Source organism: Pseudoalteromonas sp. K222D, assembly GCF_017653575.1.
Classification (GTDB): Bacteria; Pseudomonadota; Gammaproteobacteria; order Enterobacterales; family Alteromonadaceae; genus Pseudoalteromonas; species Pseudoalteromonas nigrifaciens.
This window is the reverse complement of record NZ_JAGGDL010000027.1, coordinates 21,738-41,993: the sequence shown is the minus strand read 5'-3', so window position 1 is coordinate 41,993 and position 20,256 is coordinate 21,738. Positions and strand designations below refer to the sequence as shown.

Below are 20,256 nucleotides of genomic sequence, written 5' to 3'. Positions count from 1 at the left end.
CTCTTCGTCTAAATGGACGATGCTGTGTTTAGCGACAACAAGTGACAATAACAACATAGAAATTTTACTGTGCGTTGCCTAGCAATGTTTTGGAGTAATGAATGACGGATACAAACGAGCCTAGCGTTTTACTAAGTTTCCCTGAGCCTGGTGTGGCCGAGTTAACGTTAAACCGACCCAGTGCCACCAATGCATTAAGCTTAGAGCTGCAAACATTACTATCTAAGTACTTTACTGAGCTGGCAGACAATAAAGACATTCGCTGTATTTTATTAACCGGTGGCGACAAAGTATTTGCTGCAGGTGGCGACATTACTAGCTTAATAGATGCAGACCCAATTGAGATTTACCAGCGTCATACAGAGCGATTATGGGCACCTATTGAGCAATGCCCAATACCTGTAGTTGCTGCAGTAAATGGCTACGCGTATGGCGGTGGCTGTGAACTGGCCATGTTAGCTGACATTATTATTGCCGGTAAAGGCGCAAGTTTTTGTCAGCCCGAAATAGCCATAGGCATTATGCCGGGTATTGGTGGCACGCAGCGTTTAGTACGTGCAGTAGGTAAAGCCAAAGCAATGCAAATGGCGCTTACAGGCAAGCCTATTAGTGCTTACGATGCTTGGGTAGGCGGACTGGTAAGTGAGCTGTGCGAAGATGAAGATGTATATAAACAGGCACTAGCAAATTGTCGTCGTATAGCACGTATGCCTCCGCTAGCGGCAGAGCAAATAAAAGAAGTTATTTTAGCAGGAATGGACGCTCCACTTGCCAGTGCTATGGCGCTGGAGCGCAAAGCAAATGCGTTATTATTTGCATCAAAAGATCAACGTGAAGGCATGGAAGCGTTTTTACAAAAACGCCACCCTGTATTTAGCGGAAAGTAAGGTTACTAGTTTTTTATTACCCATTTATTTAAATTAATTAACACTCCCCTTTGTTAATTTTAGCCAGCATTTAGCTGGCTTTTTTTTGCCTACTGTTTTTACTTTAAGGTAAGGCAGGAATCGTTTTGTAATATAGTTTACAAGCTATTTCTGTCGTCGTAGCCCAGCGCAGCGACACTATTTAAAAACAATCTGACTAACTCTGTTTGTCTGCGTACACCGGTTTTAGAAAATATAGAACGTAAGTGAGCACGCGCTGTATTACGGCGAATATTCAGCTCTTCAGCAGCTTCTTCTAACGATAAACCATTAGTTAACTGCAGTGATAACGCCGTTTCTGCCGGCGTTAAACCAAATAGCTTTTTCGATATTTCAATACTGGTGGTCGATTTACCCACCGCATCGCGAATGTAAATTACAGCCTTGTTTTGCCCTTTACCTTCAGCCCAACCTAATGATGGAATAACTTCAATTACTACACCAAGAGCAATTTCGCCTGATGGGCGAGTAATCGACATTGCCTCTGGCATAGTTTGCTTGCCATCAGCATTAGCAAACGTTGCTTTAATTAAGCGTTTTAACTCGCGATTATCACTGTTATCTTGCGCGGTTAGTTTACCGCCAATTATTTTAAGCCCGTCTTCGGCATCGAGTATATGGCTAGCAAATACGTTTTTATCGAGTACTTTGCCATGCTCATCAATAGTAATAGTAGCAATAGACAAACGACCAATAGCACGAGAATATAGCGAGCCCAAAGAGGCACTACTATTGAGTTGTAAAAAGGTGGTAATTGCGCGTCTAAAATGCGGGATAAGTAACTCTACAAACGCTTTATCAGCTGGAGAAAAATCTTCTTGTGCATCGGTTCGCGTAACCCTAAACCTTAAATGACCAACATTAGGGGTGCTAATATCGGCAGTTAGTACATGGTAAATGTTATTTTTTTCGCACCAGTGTTCTCTATATGATGAATTTTTCCATTCATTTTCATCCATAAAATCCGCAACAGTTAACACTGTATCAAGTGGTTGTTCAGCAAAAGGGGTCAATTTATATTGATAGGGTAAATGCTGAACGGTGTCCCCGTCTTCTAAACCTTCACCTACTGCGATCATTAATCCTAAATCGTCTTCCTCGGGAACTTTTAATATTAAGGTGACATAGTTTGCTTGAAGTATGCTTTGGATTAGCTTAAGAGGGATATTCCAACTTGAAGAACTGGTATCTGCCGACGCTTCGTATAATGCATTTATTAATTCATTATATGCATCGAGACTTATATCTAATTGTGCCATTTTTCAACCTATAGTTATTTTTTTTGATTAAAATTTGAAAATAAAACAAAAAAATAAGCATGCTATATTATTAATTTATACTGCTATTTAATATTTCACTTACTCCACTATCACCGTTATTAGCAAGGTTTGCAAGTGACTCCTTGATTATCATTTAGTCTAACTAAAGTAATATTAATCTATTTTAACGATTAAGTTTATTGTATGAAAATTATGATGAATGGTGAAATGAGGCTATTGAGTGTTGCAGCACATATTATGTTGCAACACTCAATAACAGTACTCTGTTATGCGTTTGGATAATCGGTGTAGCCTGCCGCACCAGGGGTATAAAGAGTTTCACGTTTAAACTTTGCCAGTGGTAATTGCGCTGCAAAGCGTGTTACTAAATCAGGGTTAGCAACATAGTGACGAGCAAATGAAACCGCTTCGGCTTGATTTGAAGTAACGGCCTCAGCAGCAGACTCGCCATCAAAACCATCATTAATAATAAGAGCGCCTTTAAATGCTTCTCTGCCCATTTTAAAGGCGTCAATATCGGCTGTCGGCGCACGCATAATATGCAAATAAGCAAGATCTAAATCGGCCACCGCATGCAGCAAGGCCAAATGACTTTCTGCTGGGTTTTCATCTTTGGTATCGTTAAAGCGGTTTCCCGGATTCATCCGCAAACCAACTCGCCCTGCGCCAAATACCGTTGCCATAGCTCGTATACATTCACTGGCAAATTTAGCGCGGGCTTGAGCGCTACCACCAAATTCGTCGTTGCGTTGGTTTGAATCAGAACACAAAAACTGCATAGGTAAATAGCCACTGGTGCAATGCAGTTCAACACCATCAAAACCAGCTTCTTTTGCATTTTCGGCAGCTTGACGATGCTCATCTATTACTTGCCACACTTGCTCTGTGGTTAAGGCCTCAGGCATATCAAATGGCTGCATACCCGCACTGTCGGTATATACTTCGCCACGGGCTTTTATTGCTGAAGGAGCAACAGTAGCTACATCACTACCTTTAATATGATGCGAGCCTATACGCCCTGCATGCATAATTTGCAGCACTATTTTACCGCCCGCCTGATGCACTGCATCGGTTACTTCGCGCCATGCTTGAATTTGCTTTGGCGTTTGTATTCCCGGTTGACGATTATATGCTTGCCCTGTGATAACAGGCCACGAGCCTTCAGCTACAATCAGCCCAGCACTTGCTCGCTGTGCATAATAGTCACGCATTATGCTATTAGGTGTGCCATCTGCATCAGCGCGATTACGCGTCATTGGGGCCATTATTACTCGGTTTGCTATTTCTATATCACCCAATTTGCATGGGGTTAATAGTGGGTTATTTGTGGTCATACAATATCCTTAATCTAAAGCAGTTACCAATACTGCTGCGCGGCCACCATCAACAGGTAAAGAAGCCCCTGTTATATAAGATGCGTCATCGCTGGCTAAAAAGGCAATTGCACTGGCTAACTCATCGGCGCGGCCAACACGGCCCATAGGAATAAGCCTGTTGGTATTATTTAGCATACCTTCGTCACTTAACATACCTGCCGTTGCGGGCGTTTCTACTACTGCGGGTACTACCACATTAACGCGAATATTATGCGCTGCACCTTCTGCCGCAGCCGCACGTGAAAAGTTAACGACTGCTGCTTTAGAAGCGCTATATCCGGCCATCATCGGCGTACCTAATTCACCACAAATAGATGAAATATTAACAATAGCACCGCCTTTTTCTTTCATTAATTGCATTGCCGTTCGGGTACCCCAAAATGTACCATCGACCGAGGTTGTAAAGTTGCTATGCCACTGTTCGGTGCTCATATCTTCAATTGCCCCATACGAAAAGGCCATGGCATTATTAACTAAAATATCGAGGCCACCATATTGCTGCGCCGTTTGCTCAAGCGCTGTAACAAATGCTTGCTCGTTGCTTACATCGGCTTGTACTGCATGGGCGTTACCGCCTTGCTGGCGAATAGTCGCTACTACTTCGTCTAATGGTGCTTTACTGCGACCACAAATAATTACTGTGGCGCCCTCTTGTGCAAGTCGCTGTGCAGTAGCTGCACCAATTCCGCTGCCACCACCTGTTACGAAAGCGACTTTATCTTTAAAACGAGATTGCATGGGAAATTCCTTATATCGGAAAGTACAAACAATGTTGCACTGAGTGAATGAGTGATAACGCGTTGCGTTACTGATATTAGTATTAGGTATTAAGTATATTTGAGCTTAAGTTCACTGGTTAAAGGCACAGCTTGGCAACTTAGCGTTAAGTTATTTGCTAAATCTTTTTCATCGAGCACATCATTATTATTAAGTTTTACTTGCCCTGACACCACTTCACACATGCACGAGGCACACATGCCCTCGCGACAAGAATACGGCAATTCAATACCTATTTTTTCAGCAGCATCGAGCACGGTTTGCCCGCTCTCACAAGCAATAACATAATGTTCGCCATCAAGTTCAAGCTGTATTGTTGCCGCTGGCATATTTGTTTCATCAACAACAAGTTCTGCGTCATTGTCTTGAATCGGTGTTTTTAATGAATTGGCTGGTACCGGTTTTGTTGTAATTTTTGGCACTGCACTAGAAAAGCGTTCAATATGAATACGACTAGCAGGAAATTTAGCGGCCTTAACGGCCAATTCCATTGCATCCATAAATGGCCCTGGGCCACAAATAAAAGCGCGTCCTTGTTGCATGCCATCGGCTAACGAAGTTAATAGCGACAATGAAGGAATGCCTTGTAACGAATCTAATAAATGAATCACTTCAAGACGCTCTGGGTACTGCGCCGATAGTGCCTTAAATATTTGTTGAAATATAACCGAGGCTTCATCGCGATTAGCGTATATAACCCGCACCTTTCCAGTACCATTAATTAACACATGTCGCAAAATAGACAACACAGGAGTAACACCACTGCCTCCTGCGCATAACAGATGATCTTCAGCTAAATCTTTTGGCACAAACAGCCCAGCAGGTTGCATCACTTCTATGTTGCTACCCGCTTTAAGATTATCGCAAATCCAGTTTGAACCTCGCCCGTCTACTACACGCTTAACCGTGACACGTAATCCTGTATCTTGGCTTGGCGTGCTCGACATAGAGTAACAACGCATCAAAAACGCCCCTTCATAAGGGAGTTTAAGGGTCAAAAACTGACCCGGCTGATAGTCAAATTGCTCGGTTAACGATGCTGGTACGTCAAATACAATAGAATTCGCATCAGCGGTTTCTTGTATTACTTCAGCAACAGTTAAATTATGATAACGAGACATAGCGACTCCCTAGCTTATACAAAAGGATCTGAGTTAGGTAAACCTAGCATTACAGTGCCATGTGCACGCATGTAAGTATCTGTATTGTTAGCAATATGACCACGAGACTGATTTATATCGCGAAAAATTCGCTCAATCGGGTTACCTTTATAAGTTCCCGACGCTGCACAAGCGCGCATAATCTCGTTAATTCTTTCACTACACTGTTTAGGTACAGCTGCAGATTGCGCGCGCTGTAGTAAACGGTCATTAACCGGCATCATTTCGCCATTTTGAGTATGCTTAACCACTTCTGAAAAATTACGAAACAACACCAGCTTTAACTGATCGCTAGTCATTATTGCTTCAGTTACTGCCATTTGCGCATTCACGTCTTCTGCTGTTTTACCACCGTGTTTACCCACGTGTTCAGCGCAGCGATGACGAAACTCAGTAACAGCGCCATCCAGTGCGCCAATACACGCGGTAGATACAGCACGCTGAAATATTTGCACAAATGGGATACGGTATAACCAGTTATCATTAATCGCGCGCCCTTTACAAGCTGCATCACTGTAGTCATTTGTTTGATGGGTGCGATACTCAGGAACAAATGCCCCTTCAACCACAATATCGTGACTACCAGAAGCGCGTAGTCCAAGTACATCCCAGTTTTTTACCACTTTAAAATCTGATTTAGGTAATAAAAATGTTCTATGTTCCAGCTCTTTGCTGCCTGGTGATTTAGGTACTAAGCCACCTAAAAATATCCATTCACAGTGCTCTACACCGCTTGAAAAACCCCAACGGCCTGAAAAGTTAAAACCACCTTCCACTTTTTCTACTTTGCCCACTGGCATATAAGTAGAAGCAATTAATATTTCTGGGTTTTCGGCAAGCACTTCTATTTGTGCTCTTTCATCAAACAAGCCGATTTGCCAGTTATGTACGCCAATAACACCATAAATCCAAGCGGTAGACATACAGCCTTGCGCTAGCGTCATTTGAATAATATAAAATACTCTAGGGTCAAGCTCATAGCCGCCCCAACGTTTAGGTTGTAAAACACGGAATAAACCTGCTGCAATCATTTCTTTTATTGTTTCATCAGGTACTTTACCGGCAGTTTCGGCAGCTTGGGCGCGCTCAAGTAAGTTAGGAACCAACTTCTCTGCCACTGCGATGAGACGATTAGCTTCTGGTGTAAGAAAATCATCTGAGATACCTGTAATATCAATTTTATATGGAACACTCATGGTTGTTATCCTTCATAGAATTAGCGCGCAATTGCACTGGTTAAACTCACCAACTTGCTTAACACCAGATTTTCACACTAGCCACTATCTCTCATCGTCAATATGGACTAAGCAAAAAAACTTCGCATTCCATGCAATAATTAACAGCGCTATTAAGCAACTCACATAATAAAGAACAATATTTCCAAACTCAGTAATATCACTTTAAATTCAACAGCTTAACCAAAGAAAGGGGGGTTGGAATATGGGTGTAAAACTCAAGTGAACAAATACGGCAACGGACACTAACTTATATAACGCTTATAAAACAACACCAAAGCAGCAGTTTGTTTACCTCTTATTTACACATAGTCCAAATGCGTGATGCTCAACAGATCACTTATCGCTACTTTCAAACCGCAGTGTAAAAAAAGTACAACAAAATAGCGGTTAGGCATTTCCTCTTTGATAAGCTTTACTCAATGAGGGTTGCAGTAGTTAGTGAATGCCTATCGCTGAAATAAATATAAAAAATCATCGAGGAAGTGTAATGAATTTAAATGACAATAGGTTTGCATCAAATCTCACTATAAAACCGTTAGCGTTTGCTATTGCATGCGCTGTATCTGGTCAGGTATTTGCAGCGCAAGAACCAGAGCAGGCCGAAGCTAAACAGACCGCAGTTAAAGGCATTGAGCGTGTTTCGGTAACAGCCCAAAAACGTATTAGCACATTACAAGAAACGCCTATCGCCATTACCGCTTTTAACGCTGAAGCAATAGAAAACCTGGGTATTGAAGATATCAGTGATGTTAATGCGCAAGCACCCAACGTCAAAATTTTTCCTCCATATGGTAGTACCTTTAACGTTGGCATGGATATTCGCGGCCTAGGGACATCTGAACCTTCATTAGCGATTGACCCTAAAGTAGGTATTTATTTAGATGGCGTTTATTTAGCACGTAACTCTGGGGCTATTTTTAATATCGTCGATTTAGAGCGTATGGAAATACTACGTGGACCTCAAGGTACACTTTGGGGTAAAAATACAACCGGTGGTGCGCTTAACTTAGTCACTAGAAAACCATCAGATGACTTTCAATTTAAGCAAAAGGTTACTGTAGGCAATAACAGCTTACTTAGCTCAACCACATCAATTGATACCGGCGCAATTGGTAATTTTACCGCCAGACTTACGTATATGACCAGTGAGCATGATGGTTGGGCTACCAATACCTTTGCTGGTGCAAAAGAAAAAAACTTAGGTGCAGAAGATGTTGATGCACTGCGTGTTGCACTGCGTTATACCGGTGATGATTTTACCGTTAACTACAGCTATGACAATACTGATGGCAGTTCAGTCGCTATGCCTGTACAAATTAGCAATGTGCGCCCGCAATATACAGATCCAAATGTACCCACTATGGACCTATCTACAGGTAAGCTCTATGCCGGCAACGTATTTGCAATGATGGCCGCCAATGAGAAAGCGCCTGGCCGTCAAACCGAGTTTGAATTAGATCAACATGGCCGTGAGTATGTTGATATTGAAGGACACAACTTAACGTTTGAATGGGATTTTTCTGACAACCATACCTTTAAATCGATTAGCTCATTTCGCAGCTATGACTCAGATTTAAGCGAAGGTTACGATACCGATGGCGGTGCTTATTTTGCTCCAGCTTTAGATTTCAGTACTTCGCCACCAAGTGTTGACACCAGTGACGTGCTTGCTATTCCGGCGTTTCAATATACTAGCGTGAAATCACAAGAGCAAAAATCACAAGAATTTCAACTACTCGGTCAGTTTTTAGAAGGTGATTTAAAGTACGTAGCTGGGTATTATTACTTCAGTGAAGAAGGTGAAGAAAACAACCCGTGGAATATAGGTATTTTTACAGGCCAAGGCGCTAACGTATTATTCACCGGCTCACTACCATGGGGTAGCTTTTATAAAGTAAACGCTAAATCATCGGCGCTTTTTACCAATGTTGATTATAAATTAACGGACGAGTTAAATGTGGTTGCAGGGATACGCTATACAAAAGATACCAAATCTCTGACTAACGTAGCAAAGCATGATGCAATGTTAAGAAACGATTTACACTCTGAAACTGACTGGTCAAAAACAGTGGGATCACTGCTATTTAATTATGTAGTAGATCAAGATTTAACTATGTACGCTAGTATCTCACAAGGGTACGCTGCAGGGGTTTACAACCCAGGTTCTATCGACCGATTTGCTTATCTTAATCCAGCAAATATGGGCGAAGCAAACTATGAAGGAACACTAACACCTGCCGATCCTGAAGATACCACAGCGTATGAGGTCGGTGTTAAAACAATGCTGCTGGATGACCGTTTAATGCTTAATACCGCAGTATTTTTAAATAATAACACTAACCTACAAAAAACCATTTTCGATGGCAGTATTCGTCGTTCACTTAATACTGGTGAGTCGAAAAATAAGGGGATCGAGATTGATGCTAAATTTGCTGCTACCGACAGCCTATTCTTTACCACCAGCCTTGGGTATTTAGATACGAAATACAGTGATATTACATTTACCGACAACACCTCTTATTCGGCATCTGTTGCAATGAATTGGACTATAGCCGAATTAGACTTTGGTAACTTAGCACTCAATACAAACTATGTGATGGTGGATGACTATCAATTTTCTGTATCTGACCCAAGCTTAGTGGGTGATAATTATCAGCTGCTCAATGCACGTCTAACATTGTCAGATATTAAAATCGGTGAGCGTTCAAACCTTAAAGTATCGCTTTGGGGGAAAAATATTACCGATGAAGAGTACATTGTATTTGGTTCAAACTTTAACTTCTTTGATGCGCAGGCATACGGTACGCCAAGAACCTATGGCATAGATGTTAGTTTTGAGTATTAATTAAATAATTATTATAGTGAAAAAAGGCCTTAATATTTATTAAGGCCTTTTTATTTGTGCTGCTATTGTTGCTACGAATACAGCTGTATTTGCACAGTAATGATCGTTGAGATAGGGTTAATACGCATAATTTGGTAGGTAGGATATAAAGTTATATTAATTATAACCTTGCTGTAATTGCGCTTAATTGACCTAGCACAAAGCAGCAAGATTATATGAGGTTCGATTATTTAGGTAGGTTTAACTCGCGCGCTAACTTTTGTGCGGAGATGGTACTGTACTGCAGCTCATCTGCTGCAGAGTTATCTGCAATCCATAACAATACATTACCTATTTCATCCGGTTCGGCTACAGCCTGCTGCAAGCCTTTAATACCCTGATCGCCAATAGTCGCTCTTAGCGTTTCAGTGTTAACAACTCCCGGGTTTACTGTAAAAGCGCGAATACCTTGATGACCATGTTCACGGCAAATAATACCCGACAGTCGCGACACTGCAGCCTTACCTGCACCGTATGCATAACCCCAGCCCCCTTTAGATGCAGGAATAGGCGGATCTTTTTCACCCGCTCCCGAGGTTATATTTATTATACAACCGCTTTGTTGCGCTAACATACTTGGTAAAACAGCTTGTGCTATTTGCACTGGCGCGCCTATGTAACCTCTAGCAACTTTTTCAAGCGTTTGCTGCGTTACATCTAGTAAAGAAGCATTAAGGCCAGCCCCCTGATAAATAGCATTATTAACAACCACGTCAATTTTACCAAAGTGTTCAAACACCTGCTTTAGAGCACTAGCAACGGAGTTAAAATCAAGTAAATCCATTTTTAGCGCAATGACCTCACAACCTAATTGCTCCATCATTTGGGCTGTTTGTTTTAAACTCCCTTGCGTACTTTGCTGCGCTACCTCGCTATCTAATTCACGAGCTGTTATTGCTACTCGATAGCCTGCTTTTGCAAATGCGATGGCTGTTGCACGACCAATACCTCTACTTGCACCTGAAATAAACGCTACTTTTGACACAAATTATCTCCTATTTTTTATTTAACTTAGCATCAATTTAGCATTGCGGCATAGTTTAAATGGACCAAGGATTTTATTGTTATATGAAAATGCTACATAACTGATTACACAAGTAATAATGTGTGTTCTAAAAGCATCTATTGTTAGATTAAATAAGTGATTTTGTGAGGAGATTTTGTGGTAATAAAGGTTAACGTTAGCTAAAAGCAAAAAACCCAGCAACGTTAGTTACTGGGTTTTAAATTTGGTGCGGATGGGGGGACTTGAACCCCCATGCCCTAAAGCACCACCCCCTCAAGGTGGCGTGTCTACCAATTCCACCACATCCGCATTTTTTAAGCTTGCGCTTAGGTGTTAAACTTTATGATTTATTTGAGGAGTATAAATCGTTTAACGTTTTAGCTTTTACGCTAAATTAATTTGGTACGTCAGAGCGTTGCTCTTTCGAAGATGTAACTGGCACATCTTCTTCAACAGGAATAACTGTTTCTAAAGCTGGTGCTGCTTCAAGGTTTTCCCATTCATCAGTCTTTTTAATATGACTTGCAGTAAGGTTGCCCAGTACTATGCTTAATATAAAAAACACAGAAGCTAAAACTGTCGTTGTTTTAGTCATAAAGTTACCTGCACCTGATGATCCGAAAACAGTTGACGAAGCACCCGCGCCAAATGAAGAACCCATATCGGCACCTTTACCTTGCTGGATTAAAACCATTCCAACAAGCGCTAAAGCTACAACTAAATAAACTACTAGTAAAATTTCGTACATTTATACGGTCCCTTTTGCACTGTTGCAGATAGCAGTAAATGAATCTGCTTTTAAACTTGCGCCACCAATTAGGCCGCCGTCTATATCTGTTTGTGCAAATAATAATTCGCTATTTTTTTCGTTAACGCTACCACCATATAAGATGGTTAGCCCTTGTGCTAAATCGCTGTTTAATGAAGCGATTTTGTCACGGATAAATTTATGAACGCTTTGTGCCTGTTCTGGCGATGCAGTCTTACCTGTGCCTATGGCCCAAACGGGTTCATATGCTATCACAGAATCTTTGAGTGCTGCTACACCTAATTTTTCAATTACTGCATCAATTTGTGCAGCAACTATTTGTTCTGTTTTACCGTTTTCTTGCTCACTTTCGCTCTCTCCAACACATAAAATTGGCGTTAAACCAACTTGTTGTGCGCGAGCAAATTTTGCAGCTACGACATCATTGCTTTCTTTGTATATACTACGGCGCTCTGAGTGACCTACTAATACATATTGGGCGCCCAACTCTTTAATAAGTTGTGCATCAACTTCACCGGTAAATGCACCGGGGGTATTTTCTGACACAGTTTGAGTTCCCGTTGAAACACCGCTGGCTATCATTGCTGACACTAACGGAAACGGAGGAAATAAAACAATGTCTATCTCGTTTGATTTAACATTGTTAATAGCATCAGACATTTGTTTAACCAGCTCTAAAGAGCCATTCATTTTCCAATTGCCTGCGACCATCGCCTTGCGTGCTGCCATTTTTCCACTCCACATGAGAAAGCGGTCGAGATATTAACTCGACTCGCCCAAAGTTACAAGAGGTTATTGTTATCAATCAGTTTGTTTGCTCATAGATTCAACAACCGCGGCTATTTTTTCTGCGCTGTCGATTACTAACTTCTCTTGTTCGGCCTCAACCATAACACGTACAACAGGTTCAGTGCCTGATTTACGTAGTAACACACGCCCCTTTTCACCTAAAGTTTGCTCAACCTCTGCTACTGCAGCTAATACTGCAGGCGCTTTTGTCGGATCTGTACCTGGGGTGTAACGTACGTTAATCATTTTCATTGGGTACTTAGTAAAACCAGTACCTAAGTCTTGTAATGTTTTATTTTGCGCAACCATAGCAGCTAGTACTTGCAAGCTTGAAATAATGCCATCGCCGGTGCTAATTAAATCAAGGTTTAATACATGGCCCGAACTTTCGCCGCCAATAGTCCAGCCTTTTTGTTGTAGCAATTCCATTACATAACGGTCGCCTACTTTACTGCGTGCAAATTCAATACCTTTGGCTTTCAATGCATTCTCAAGGCCCATGTTTGACATAACAGTGCCAACAACACCACCACCTAAATTATCATCTTGCGCTGCTTGGCAGGCAATAATATACACTAAGTCATCACCATCAAACACACGACCATTATGATCAACCATCATTACACGGTCGCCATCGCCATCATAGGCAATGCCCACGTCTGCATTATGTTCAAGCACTTTACGTTTTAGGGTATCTACGTGAGTAGCGCCGCATTCATGGTTAATATTTACACCATTGGGCTCACACGCATGCGTGATTATATTTGCACCTAGTTCGCGCATTACTGATGGGGCAATATGGTAAGTTGCGCCATTGGCACAATCGAGTACAATTTTTAATCCTTCAAGCGACAAGCTTTGTGGAAATTGGCTTTTACAAAATTCGATATAACGACCATCAGCGCTAGTTAAGCGACTCGCTTTACCTAGTTTATCTGACTCAACACAAGTCATTGGTTCATCAAGCATGGCTTCAATTTCAAGCTCTACTTTGTCATCAAGCTTTAAACCGCGACAGTTAAAAAACTTTATGCCGTTATCGTAATACGGGTTGTGCGATGCACTAATTACTATGCCGGCTTCGGCTCTAAATGTTTGTGCTAAATAAGCAATCGCAGGGGTTGGCATAGGGCCCAGTAATACAACATCAATTCCTGCTGCAATTAACCCTGCTTGTAATGCGGTTTCTAACATATAGCCTGAAATGCGGGTATCTTTACCTATCATCACTTTTTTAGTGCCGTTTTCTGATAGGACACGGCCCGCAGCCCAACCTAGTTTCATTGCAAACTCAGGATTTATAGGATGCTCACCCACGAGCCCGCGTACACCATCGGTGCCAAAATATTTTCTTTCTTTCATTTAAAGTACTCCTTGTTTGCAGGCTTGTAGTACGTTAAGTACATCTGCGGTTTCTTTTACGTCGTGTACACGAATAATATGCGCACCATTTTGTGCTGCGATTAATGCGCCCGCTAAACTGCCGGCCAATCGCTCATTTGTATTTCTATTTAATAAGTTGCCAATCATCGACTTACGCGATAATCCCGCTAATAACGGTAAACCAAACTGATTAAAGTCATTAAACTGCGCCAGTAGTTGGTAATTGTGGCTGAGTGTTTTACCAAAACCAAAGCCAGGATCAAGAATAAGTTGTGTTTGCTTAATCCCCGCTGTTTTACACGCAGCAATACGCTGACTAAAAAACTGTTTTATATCTGTAAATAAATCATCATAGTGCGGCGCTGCCTGCATGCTGCGAGGTTGGCCTTGCATATGCATTAAACACACCGCAACATCAGGAAACTGCGCCACTACGTTCAGTGCGTCGCTTTCTTGTAATGCACGTACGTCATTAACAATATCGGCCCCAGCTAAAATAGCTTGGTGCATTACTTGTGCTTTACTGGTATCAATAGATATAACGCAATCACTGTTTTCACGAATTGCTTTAATCGCTGGTATTACACGTGCTAATTCATCCTCAAGGCTCACATCAGGAGCACCTGGGCGAGTCGACTCTCCGCCAATATCTATAATTTGCGCCCCGTCGTCTAACAATTGCAGCGCACGCTGCAGCGCAATATCAGGGTCTATAAACTTCCCGCCATCTGAAAAAGAATCGGGAGTAACATTAAGTATTCCCATAATTACTGGATTTGCCAAACTTAGTGTACGTTTGCGAGGCAAGTTTAGTAAATTATTCATGATGACCTTTTTTGTTTGAATTAGCTGAAGTTTATTTTATACGTTTGATACAAAAAAGCCCCGAGGTTCGGGGCTTTTAGTTTAGCTATTTTAACGATTATTCAGCTTTGTCATCAAGGTTTGTTTCATCTTTTTTAGCTTCATCAGTTGGTTTTTGATCTTCATCAACTAATTTTTCTGCTGAAACATCTTCTTTAACTGGCTTTTTTTCATGGCGGTCATGCGCATCGCGTGGTTCACGAACTTCTTGGCGCGCCATTAAATCATCAATTTGCTTAGCATCAATCGTTTCGTACTTCATCAGCGCATCTTTCATTGCGTGTAGAATATCGATATTTTCTTTTAATATCGCTTCTGCTCGCTGATAGTTACGATCTGATAATAAGCGTACTTCGCTATCGATAATTTTAGCTGTTTCGTCCGATATACTCATAGAGCGACCACCGCCCATGTACATATCGTTTTGATCTTCTGCGTAAAGTAGTGGTCCAAGTTTTTCACTTAAACCCCAGTGCGTTACCATTTTACGGGCAATATCACTCGCACGTTCAATATCGTTACTAGCACCTGTGGTTACTTTATCTGCACCATAAATAAGTGCTTCTGCGATACGTCCGCCATACAGGCTTGAGATCATCGACTCTAGCAATTCTTTCGAATGGCTTACACGGTCTTGTTCAGGCAAGTACATAGTTACACCTAGCGCACGGCCACGTGGAATTATAGATACTTTATAAACAGGATCATGCTCTGGCACCATACGACCAACAATAGCATGGCCAGCTTCGTGGTACGCTGTCATGGCTTTTTCTTGCTCGCTCATCACCATGGTTTTGCGCTCAGCGCCCATCATGATTTTATCTTTAGCAGCGTCAAACTCAGCCATACTAACAACACGTTTATTACCGCGTGCCGCATAGAGTGCAGCTTCGTTTACTAGGTTTGCTAAATCAGCACCTGAAAAACCCGGTGTACCGCGTGCAATTAAAGCTGCTTCAACGTTGTCGCCTAATGGCACTTTACGCATATGTACTTTAAGTATTTGCTCACGACCACGAATATCAGGTAAGCCAACTTCAACTTGGCGGTCAAAACGACCCGGACGAAGTAAGGCTGGATCTAATACGTCTGGGCGGTTAGTTGCAGCAATAACGATAATACCTTCGTTACCACCAAAACCATCCATTTCTACTAGCATTTGGTTTAGCGTTTGCTCACGTTCGTCGTTACCGCCGCCCATACCAGCACCACGTTTACGACCTACAGCATCTATTTCATCAATAAAGATAATACAGGGTGATGCTTTTTTAGCTTGCTCGAACATATCTCGTACGCGAGATGCGCCCACACCAACAAACATTTCAACAAAGTCCGAACCAGAAATAGTAAAGAACGGCACTTTTGCTTCACCAGCAACGGCTTTAGCAAGTAACGTTTTACCTGTACCAGGAGGACCAACCATCAACACGCCTTTAGGAATGCTGCCACCTAATTTTTGGAATTTTGATGGGTCGCGTAAAAAATCTACCAATTCTGATACATCTTCTTTTGCTTCATCACAGCCAGCAACATCGGCGAAAGTGGTTTTAATTTGATCTTCGCTCATTAAGCGCGCTTTGCTCTTACCAAACGACATTGCGCCTTTACCGCCACCGCCTTGCATTTGACGCATGAAAAATATCCACACACCAATAAGCAGTATCATTGGGAACCAAGAAATAAATATACTTGCTAAAAATGACTGCTCTTCAGGTTTAACCCCTTTCACATTGACGTTACTTTTTAACAAATCATTTAAAATGTCTTTGTCGTAAATAGGCATAATCGTTTGAAAACGTTCGCCACTGGTTTTAGTACCTGTAATTGTGCCACTGGTACTTTCAATTGCCACTTCTTGTATAGAGCCACTGCGGGCATCTTTAACAAATTGACTATAACTTGTTTGACGATCTACTTGATCGCCGCCATTAAAGCTCTGAAATACTGACATCAGCACAACTGCAATAACCAGCCAGAGTATTAGATTTTTTGCCATATCGCTCAAGGGGTTAACCTCTTGTATCCAATTAATTTAAATTCAACTAAACGCCCAACAACTGTACTACAGTTTATATCCAGTCGCTACTATATATACTTCCCGTGAACGGGCGCGCGAGGCATCTGGTTTACGTATCTTCACTGTTTTAAAACTATTACGTACATCTTGCAAGAACTGATCAAAGCCTTCACCTTGGAATACTTTAACAATAAATGCACCATTTTTCTTTAATACTTGATTACACATATCCAGTGCAAGCTCGACCAAATACATGCTACCAGCTTGATCAACCGAATTGTTACCACTCATATTTGGTGCCATGTCAGAGAGTACCACATCAACATTTTTGCCATCAATACGTTTTAACAATGCACTTAACACTGCTTCTTCACGAAAGTCGCCTTGTAAAAAGTCAACACCCGCTAATGAATCCATAGGGAGGATATCGCACGCTATAACTTGTCCTTTATCTCCTACTTTTTCTGCCAAGTATTGTGACCAACTACCCGGTGCAGCCCCTAAATCAACAACAGTCATTGCTGGGCGGAGTAACTTGTCTCTACTTTGGACCTCATCTAATTTAAAAACAGCTCGAGAACGCCAACCTTTTTTTTGCGCCTCTTGAACATATTTATCATCAAAATGTTCTTTCAGCCATCGCTGTGAACTGGCTGACTGTTTTTTATTTGTCATAAATTAACACGCAACTAATTAGTAATATTCTTTAGATGGCGGTAGAATACCCTTAATTCAAGCCATATTCAGCAAAATTTGTATAAACATGACATTATCAAACAAACAAAAGCAGTTTTTAAAAGGTCAGGCACATAGCCTCAAGCCTGTAGTTTTACTAGGTTCTAACGGTTTAACCGAAGGCGTAGTAGTAGAAATTCAAAGCGCATTAGAAATTCACGAATTAATTAAAGTGAAGGTTCCAACTGATGATCGCGAAACTAAAGCGCTCATTTTTGAAGCAATTGTGCGTGAAACTGGTGCAACTAAATTACAATCAATTGGTCACACTATTGTGCTTTACCGCCAAAGTGAAGAGAAAAAAATTAAATTACCGCGTGGCTAAACACCTACTTGTAGGATTTACCCGGTAATATAAAAAAACCAGCACCCGCTGGTTTTTTATTATCTGTCACTTTTAAATTAATGATTAAAATCCATAGTGAGTTCACTGACCCTATATTGCGGTGCATCTTTTGGGGCTTTATCGCGTATTTTATCTAGTATGTAATAGCGCGAAAACTCATTTTCAGACATAGCACTCACCGTGCCTTTTGAAAGCAGTGCCGTAAGTTCAGGCGTGGTATTACTGTGCCCTACAACAATTACAACACCCTGTAATTTTAGTAGTTTACTTTCAAGTGAAGCTAAATCAGCTGCATCATACATTTTTACTGTAGTGCTTAAGTAAGCAGCCATTGGCGCTGCTGTTTGTAATGTACGCTTATAGTTACTACTAAATAGCTGCACGTTTTTATGTTGTTTTATTAACTGTACCATATACTGCGCGCGTTGTGCGCCAAGCACTGTAAGCGACGGGTTTTTACCTGCTTGCTTTTCACTGTGGCGAAATAAATAAATCTTATCTGGGGCGGCAAATACAAATTGGCTATTAAACACCATAACCAGTAACACCAAAATTAAAAGCCTTTTATCTTTAATCATGATTTTTAGCCTCGCTTATATTTAAGCACTCTATTTATAAACTCTGTTGTAAGTTCATTTATCACCCCGGTTTCGGCATTTATTATTAAGCTAAAACCCACATTTAAATGAGGAAAAACCACTAAATCGGTGCGATAGCCTTGCACCCAACCACTATGGTAATAAAGGGTTTCATCATCGTAGTTATATACTCGCCAACCTAGCCCATAAAAAGCCTCACTAAGATGACCTTTCCATACTCGTCGGTATTGCTCTTTTTTGGTATGCGTATAGGGACGTGTTTGTACCGCTAATGCATCGAGCGATAATACATTTGGGTACTGACCTAATTGCGCCTTTAGCCATATTGCCATATCGGCGGCACTGGCATTTATGCCTGCAGCGGGGGCTACTTTATAATAATTTTTTTTCAGCTTAGCGCTATACCAACGTTTTTTCCCTCTTACATGTGGAAATGCGTAGTTTTTATCTTGCACCATAGCGTCGTAGCCTAAACTAGTGTCATGCATTTTTAAGGGCGTAAAAATAGCGTCATTTAGCCACTGAGAGTAACTTTTATGAGTACTCCTTAAAATTACATCGTCAATTAAACTAAACATCACATTTTGATAGCCATAACACTGCCCAGGATCGCATATGGGCGCTACCGTAAGTAGCTTTTCAACAATATCTGGATAACTCATTCGTGATTCAATTAGGTTATCGTAGGCGTTGGGAACTAGGCCACTAGAGTGACTTAAAATATGATAAACCTTTAAATTATCTTTGTAGTCGGTGTTAGCAAATTCAGGAATATAGTCGCTAATAGGCTGGTATAAATCTATTTCCCCTTCACTTGCAAGCTTAGCAGCTAACGATCCTGCAAAGGTTTTAGACACCGATGCTAATCTAAAACGTGTATGTTGATTAACCCTTTGAGAGCTACCCACTTTGGTAAAGCCCATGGTATGAATATAATCACTCGACTGCATATTAACAATCGATAAAGCCGCGCCAGGTATACCTTTTCGTTTAAGCTTTTTTTCTGCGTAACGCCCATATTTTTTTACAAATGCAGGCCAATCTGGATCTACATTTGCAGCAACCTCTGAGTGGGTTATTAAAATACAAAAGGCGAGCAGGTAATAAATCGAGTAATTAAGGTACTTCATCGGTGGCTGTTTTTTCTTTTTTTAATTGCTTCTATGCATATAATATCATGAACTTTTGTCAAGACTAACGTACAATATGTTGATTATTGGCCTTTTACTGAGTGTGAAGTATTTATGCGTTTTTTAGTTGTACCACTTTTTATATTATTTTCATCGGGTTGCGCTATAACCACAACAACAAATCAGCCTGCTGAGCCATTGGCAATGCCCTTAAAGCCAATGTTAAAAAGTCAGACATACCAACTGGAGTATGAGGCACAACACACCTCGCCTAAAGTAAAGTCAGTGCAATTACCAGCTCATAAAGTAATGAAAAACCAAACGGTTAAAATTGTTACCGACAGAGTAAGTGTAACCGACACTTTACTGGCGCAAATAAGCCAAGCGCTCAATGACAAACAACTAAAAGTAACTACTAAAAACGATAGTGATTACACACTTGCTATTCATCAAGTTGATCTGTCGTTTACCGATGATAGTAAATACACGTTAAATCAGCCCAAACAACCTTATGCTCTATACTCTAAAGTTGCACAGCAATTTCCAACCCAGCAGTGTGCAACTATTTTAGCGCAAGTTAGCATGCGCTTAACGCATAAAGCCTCTGGTGATGTTGTTTGGTTTGCAAAATCATCTTTAGATAGCACTAGCTTTCATCGTGAATCACTGATTTATAGCTTTACCGAAGAGCAAAAAATCACTAATGAACTTGAAGTAGTCGCCTTTGTCCACCAGCAAAATACCGAACAAGCACGTTTAGCACGCGCCGAGGCAAATACAAAGGTAGCTATTCCTAAATATAATACAATGAGCAAGCTTAGCACACTGACTAAAGTGCAAGGCCCGTGTACTCGCACAGAAATAAGTGCTTTAGCACCAATGATGCAGTTTTATTTAAGCAGTATATTAATCGACAAAATTAAAGTGATATAAGCGTAAGTTAAACACTACATTTTTTTACAGGTTTAAAGGAACGT

Annotated in this window: 18 protein-coding genes and 1 tRNA gene; 4 read left to right on the top strand and 15 right to left on the bottom strand. The window is 41.1% G+C overall.

The features are described 5' to 3' along the window. Nucleotides 1-101 precede the first annotated feature (101 nt). Nucleotides 102-887: an enoyl-CoA hydratase gene (locus tag J5X91_RS13150; protein ID WP_058372845.1), complete on the top strand. Its 786-nt coding sequence runs from the start codon at nt 102-104 to the stop codon at nt 885-887. Between the two features lie 137 nt (nt 888-1,024). On the opposite strand, the gene J5X91_RS13145 is transcribed toward J5X91_RS13150, so the two are convergent. The 5 genes from J5X91_RS13145 to J5X91_RS13125 form a co-directional block, all read right to left on the bottom strand. Further along, nucleotides 1,025-2,185 (bottom strand): helix-turn-helix transcriptional regulator, encoded by a 1,161-nt coding sequence (locus J5X91_RS13145; protein WP_208834985.1) that lies wholly within the window; start codon nt 2,183-2,185, stop codon nt 1,025-1,027. A 287-nt stretch (nt 2,186-2,472) separates the two neighbouring features. Next, nucleotides 2,473-3,540, bottom strand: a complete 1,068-nt coding sequence (locus J5X91_RS13140; protein ID WP_208834984.1) for an alkene reductase — start codon at nt 3,538-3,540, stop codon at nt 2,473-2,475. Nucleotides 3,541-3,549: 9 nt separating this feature from the next. Then, a complete protein-coding gene (locus tag J5X91_RS13135) occupies nt 3,550-4,320 on the bottom strand; it encodes an SDR family NAD(P)-dependent oxidoreductase (protein WP_208834983.1) in 771 nt (256 codons plus the stop codon). Nucleotides 4,321-4,409: 89 nt separating this feature from the next. After that, a complete protein-coding gene (locus tag J5X91_RS13130; RefSeq protein ID WP_208834982.1) occupies nt 4,410-5,480 on the bottom strand; it encodes a ferredoxin--NADP reductase in 1,071 nt (356 codons plus the stop codon). 14 nt (nt 5,481-5,494) lie between these two features. Further along, nucleotides 5,495-6,715 carry an acyl-CoA dehydrogenase family protein gene (locus tag J5X91_RS13125; RefSeq protein ID WP_208834981.1) on the bottom strand — a complete coding sequence of 407 codons (1,221 nt, stop codon included), beginning with the start codon at nt 6,713-6,715 and terminating at the stop codon, nt 5,495-5,497. A gap of 529 nt (nt 6,716-7,244) precedes the next feature. On the opposite strand from J5X91_RS13125, the gene J5X91_RS13120 reads away from it, so the two are divergent. Further along, nucleotides 7,245-9,602 (top strand): TonB-dependent receptor, encoded by a 2,358-nt coding sequence (locus J5X91_RS13120; RefSeq protein WP_208834980.1) that lies wholly within the window; start codon nt 7,245-7,247, stop codon nt 9,600-9,602. Between the two features lie 226 nt (nt 9,603-9,828). Here J5X91_RS13120 and J5X91_RS13115 read toward each other — a convergent pair whose 3' ends face one another. The 8 genes from J5X91_RS13115 to rlmE all read right to left on the bottom strand — a co-directional run bounded on the left by J5X91_RS13115 (nt 9,829) and on the right by rlmE (nt 17,144). Beyond that, on the bottom strand, nt 9,829-10,626 hold the full coding sequence (locus tag J5X91_RS13115; protein WP_011327568.1) for an SDR family oxidoreductase: 798 nt from the start codon (nt 10,624-10,626) through the stop codon (nt 9,829-9,831). 245 nt (nt 10,627-10,871) lie between these two features. Next, a tRNA-Leu gene (locus J5X91_RS13110) sits at nt 10,872-10,956 on the bottom strand. An 85-nt stretch (nt 10,957-11,041) separates the two neighbouring features. Beyond that, nucleotides 11,042-11,395, bottom strand: coding sequence for a preprotein translocase subunit SecG (secG, locus tag J5X91_RS13105; protein WP_011327567.1), 354 nt, complete (start codon nt 11,393-11,395; stop codon nt 11,042-11,044). Further along, the gene (gene tpiA, locus J5X91_RS13100; RefSeq protein ID WP_011327566.1) at nt 11,396-12,145 is read right to left on the bottom strand and encodes a triose-phosphate isomerase; all 750 of its coding nucleotides are present in this window, start codon (nt 12,143-12,145) and stop codon (nt 11,396-11,398) included. A gap of 72 nt (nt 12,146-12,217) precedes the next feature. Next, on the bottom strand, nt 12,218-13,567 hold the full coding sequence (glmM, locus tag J5X91_RS13095; RefSeq protein ID WP_011327565.1) for a phosphoglucosamine mutase: 1,350 nt from the start codon (nt 13,565-13,567) through the stop codon (nt 12,218-12,220). Continuing rightward, a complete protein-coding gene (folP, locus tag J5X91_RS13090; RefSeq protein ID WP_179808219.1) occupies nt 13,568-14,413 on the bottom strand; it encodes a dihydropteroate synthase in 846 nt (281 codons plus the stop codon). A gap of 97 nt (nt 14,414-14,510) precedes the next feature. Then, the gene (gene ftsH, locus J5X91_RS13085) at nt 14,511-16,448 is read right to left on the bottom strand and encodes an ATP-dependent zinc metalloprotease FtsH (protein WP_041454669.1); all 1,938 of its coding nucleotides are present in this window, start codon (nt 16,446-16,448) and stop codon (nt 14,511-14,513) included. A 66-nt stretch (nt 16,449-16,514) separates the two neighbouring features. Then, entirely contained in the window at nt 16,515-17,144 is a 630-nt protein-coding gene (gene rlmE, locus J5X91_RS13080) for a 23S rRNA (uridine(2552)-2'-O)-methyltransferase RlmE (protein WP_011327562.1), read from the bottom strand. A gap of 88 nt (nt 17,145-17,232) precedes the next feature. On the opposite strand from rlmE, the gene yhbY reads away from it, so the two are divergent. Continuing rightward, on the top strand, nt 17,233-17,529 hold the full coding sequence (gene yhbY, locus J5X91_RS13075; RefSeq protein ID WP_011327561.1) for a ribosome assembly RNA-binding protein YhbY: 297 nt from the start codon (nt 17,233-17,235) through the stop codon (nt 17,527-17,529). 77 nt (nt 17,530-17,606) lie between these two features. Here yhbY and J5X91_RS13070 read toward each other — a convergent pair whose 3' ends face one another. Together J5X91_RS13070 and J5X91_RS13065 are read right to left on the bottom strand one after the other, a co-directional pair. Then, nucleotides 17,607-18,128, bottom strand: coding sequence for a histidine phosphatase family protein (locus J5X91_RS13070; protein WP_208834979.1), 522 nt, complete (start codon nt 18,126-18,128; stop codon nt 17,607-17,609). A gap of 5 nt (nt 18,129-18,133) precedes the next feature. After that, complete coding sequence (locus J5X91_RS13065; RefSeq protein ID WP_011327558.1) at nt 18,134-19,279, bottom strand: serine hydrolase domain-containing protein; 1,146 nt, start codon at nt 19,277-19,279, stop codon at nt 18,134-18,136. Nucleotides 19,280-19,393: 114 nt separating this feature from the next. Between J5X91_RS13065 and J5X91_RS13060 the strand changes: the two genes are divergently transcribed. Next, nucleotides 19,394-20,212, top strand: a complete 819-nt coding sequence (locus tag J5X91_RS13060; protein WP_208834978.1) for a hypothetical protein — start codon at nt 19,394-19,396, stop codon at nt 20,210-20,212. The last annotated feature ends 44 nt before the right edge of the window (nt 20,213-20,256 follow it).

Excerpts from the sequence above, each read along its gene's own strand:
- J5X91_RS13150 (WP_058372845.1), top strand. The coding sequence starts at position 102 with ATGACGGATACAAACGAGCCTAGCGTTTTACTAAGTTTCCCTGAGCCT.
- J5X91_RS13145 (WP_208834985.1), bottom strand. The coding sequence starts at position 2,185 with ATGGCACAATTAGATATAAGTCTCGATGCATATAATGAATTAATAAAT.
- J5X91_RS13140 (WP_208834984.1), bottom strand. The coding sequence starts at position 3,540 with ATGACCACAAATAACCCACTATTAACCCCATGCAAATTGGGTGATATA.
- J5X91_RS13135 (WP_208834983.1), bottom strand. The coding sequence starts at position 4,320 with ATGCAATCTCGTTTTAAAGATAAAGTCGCTTTCGTAACAGGTGGTGGC.
- J5X91_RS13130 (WP_208834982.1), bottom strand. The coding sequence starts at position 5,480 with ATGTCTCGTTATCATAATTTAACTGTTGCTGAAGTAATACAAGAAACC.
- J5X91_RS13125 (WP_208834981.1), bottom strand. The coding sequence starts at position 6,715 with ATGAGTGTTCCATATAAAATTGATATTACAGGTATCTCAGATGATTTT.
- J5X91_RS13120 (WP_208834980.1), top strand. The coding sequence starts at position 7,245 with ATGAATTTAAATGACAATAGGTTTGCATCAAATCTCACTATAAAACCG.
- secG (WP_011327567.1), bottom strand. The coding sequence starts at position 11,395 with ATGTACGAAATTTTACTAGTAGTTTATTTAGTTGTAGCTTTAGCGCTT.
- tpiA (WP_011327566.1), bottom strand. The coding sequence starts at position 12,145 with ATGGCAGCACGCAAGGCGATGGTCGCAGGCAATTGGAAAATGAATGGC.
- glmM (WP_011327565.1), bottom strand. The coding sequence starts at position 13,567 with ATGAAAGAAAGAAAATATTTTGGCACCGATGGTGTACGCGGGCTCGTG.
- folP (WP_179808219.1), bottom strand. The coding sequence starts at position 14,413 with ATGAATAATTTACTAAACTTGCCTCGCAAACGTACACTAAGTTTGGCA.
- ftsH (WP_041454669.1), bottom strand. The coding sequence starts at position 16,448 with ATGGCAAAAAATCTAATACTCTGGCTGGTTATTGCAGTTGTGCTGATG.
- rlmE (WP_011327562.1), bottom strand. The coding sequence starts at position 17,144 with ATGACAAATAAAAAACAGTCAGCCAGTTCACAGCGATGGCTGAAAGAA.
- yhbY (WP_011327561.1), top strand. The coding sequence starts at position 17,233 with ATGACATTATCAAACAAACAAAAGCAGTTTTTAAAAGGTCAGGCACAT.
- J5X91_RS13070 (WP_208834979.1), bottom strand. The coding sequence starts at position 18,128 with ATGATTAAAGATAAAAGGCTTTTAATTTTGGTGTTACTGGTTATGGTG.
- J5X91_RS13065 (WP_011327558.1), bottom strand. The coding sequence starts at position 19,279 with ATGAAGTACCTTAATTACTCGATTTATTACCTGCTCGCCTTTTGTATT.
- J5X91_RS13060 (WP_208834978.1), top strand. The coding sequence starts at position 19,394 with ATGCGTTTTTTAGTTGTACCACTTTTTATATTATTTTCATCGGGTTGC.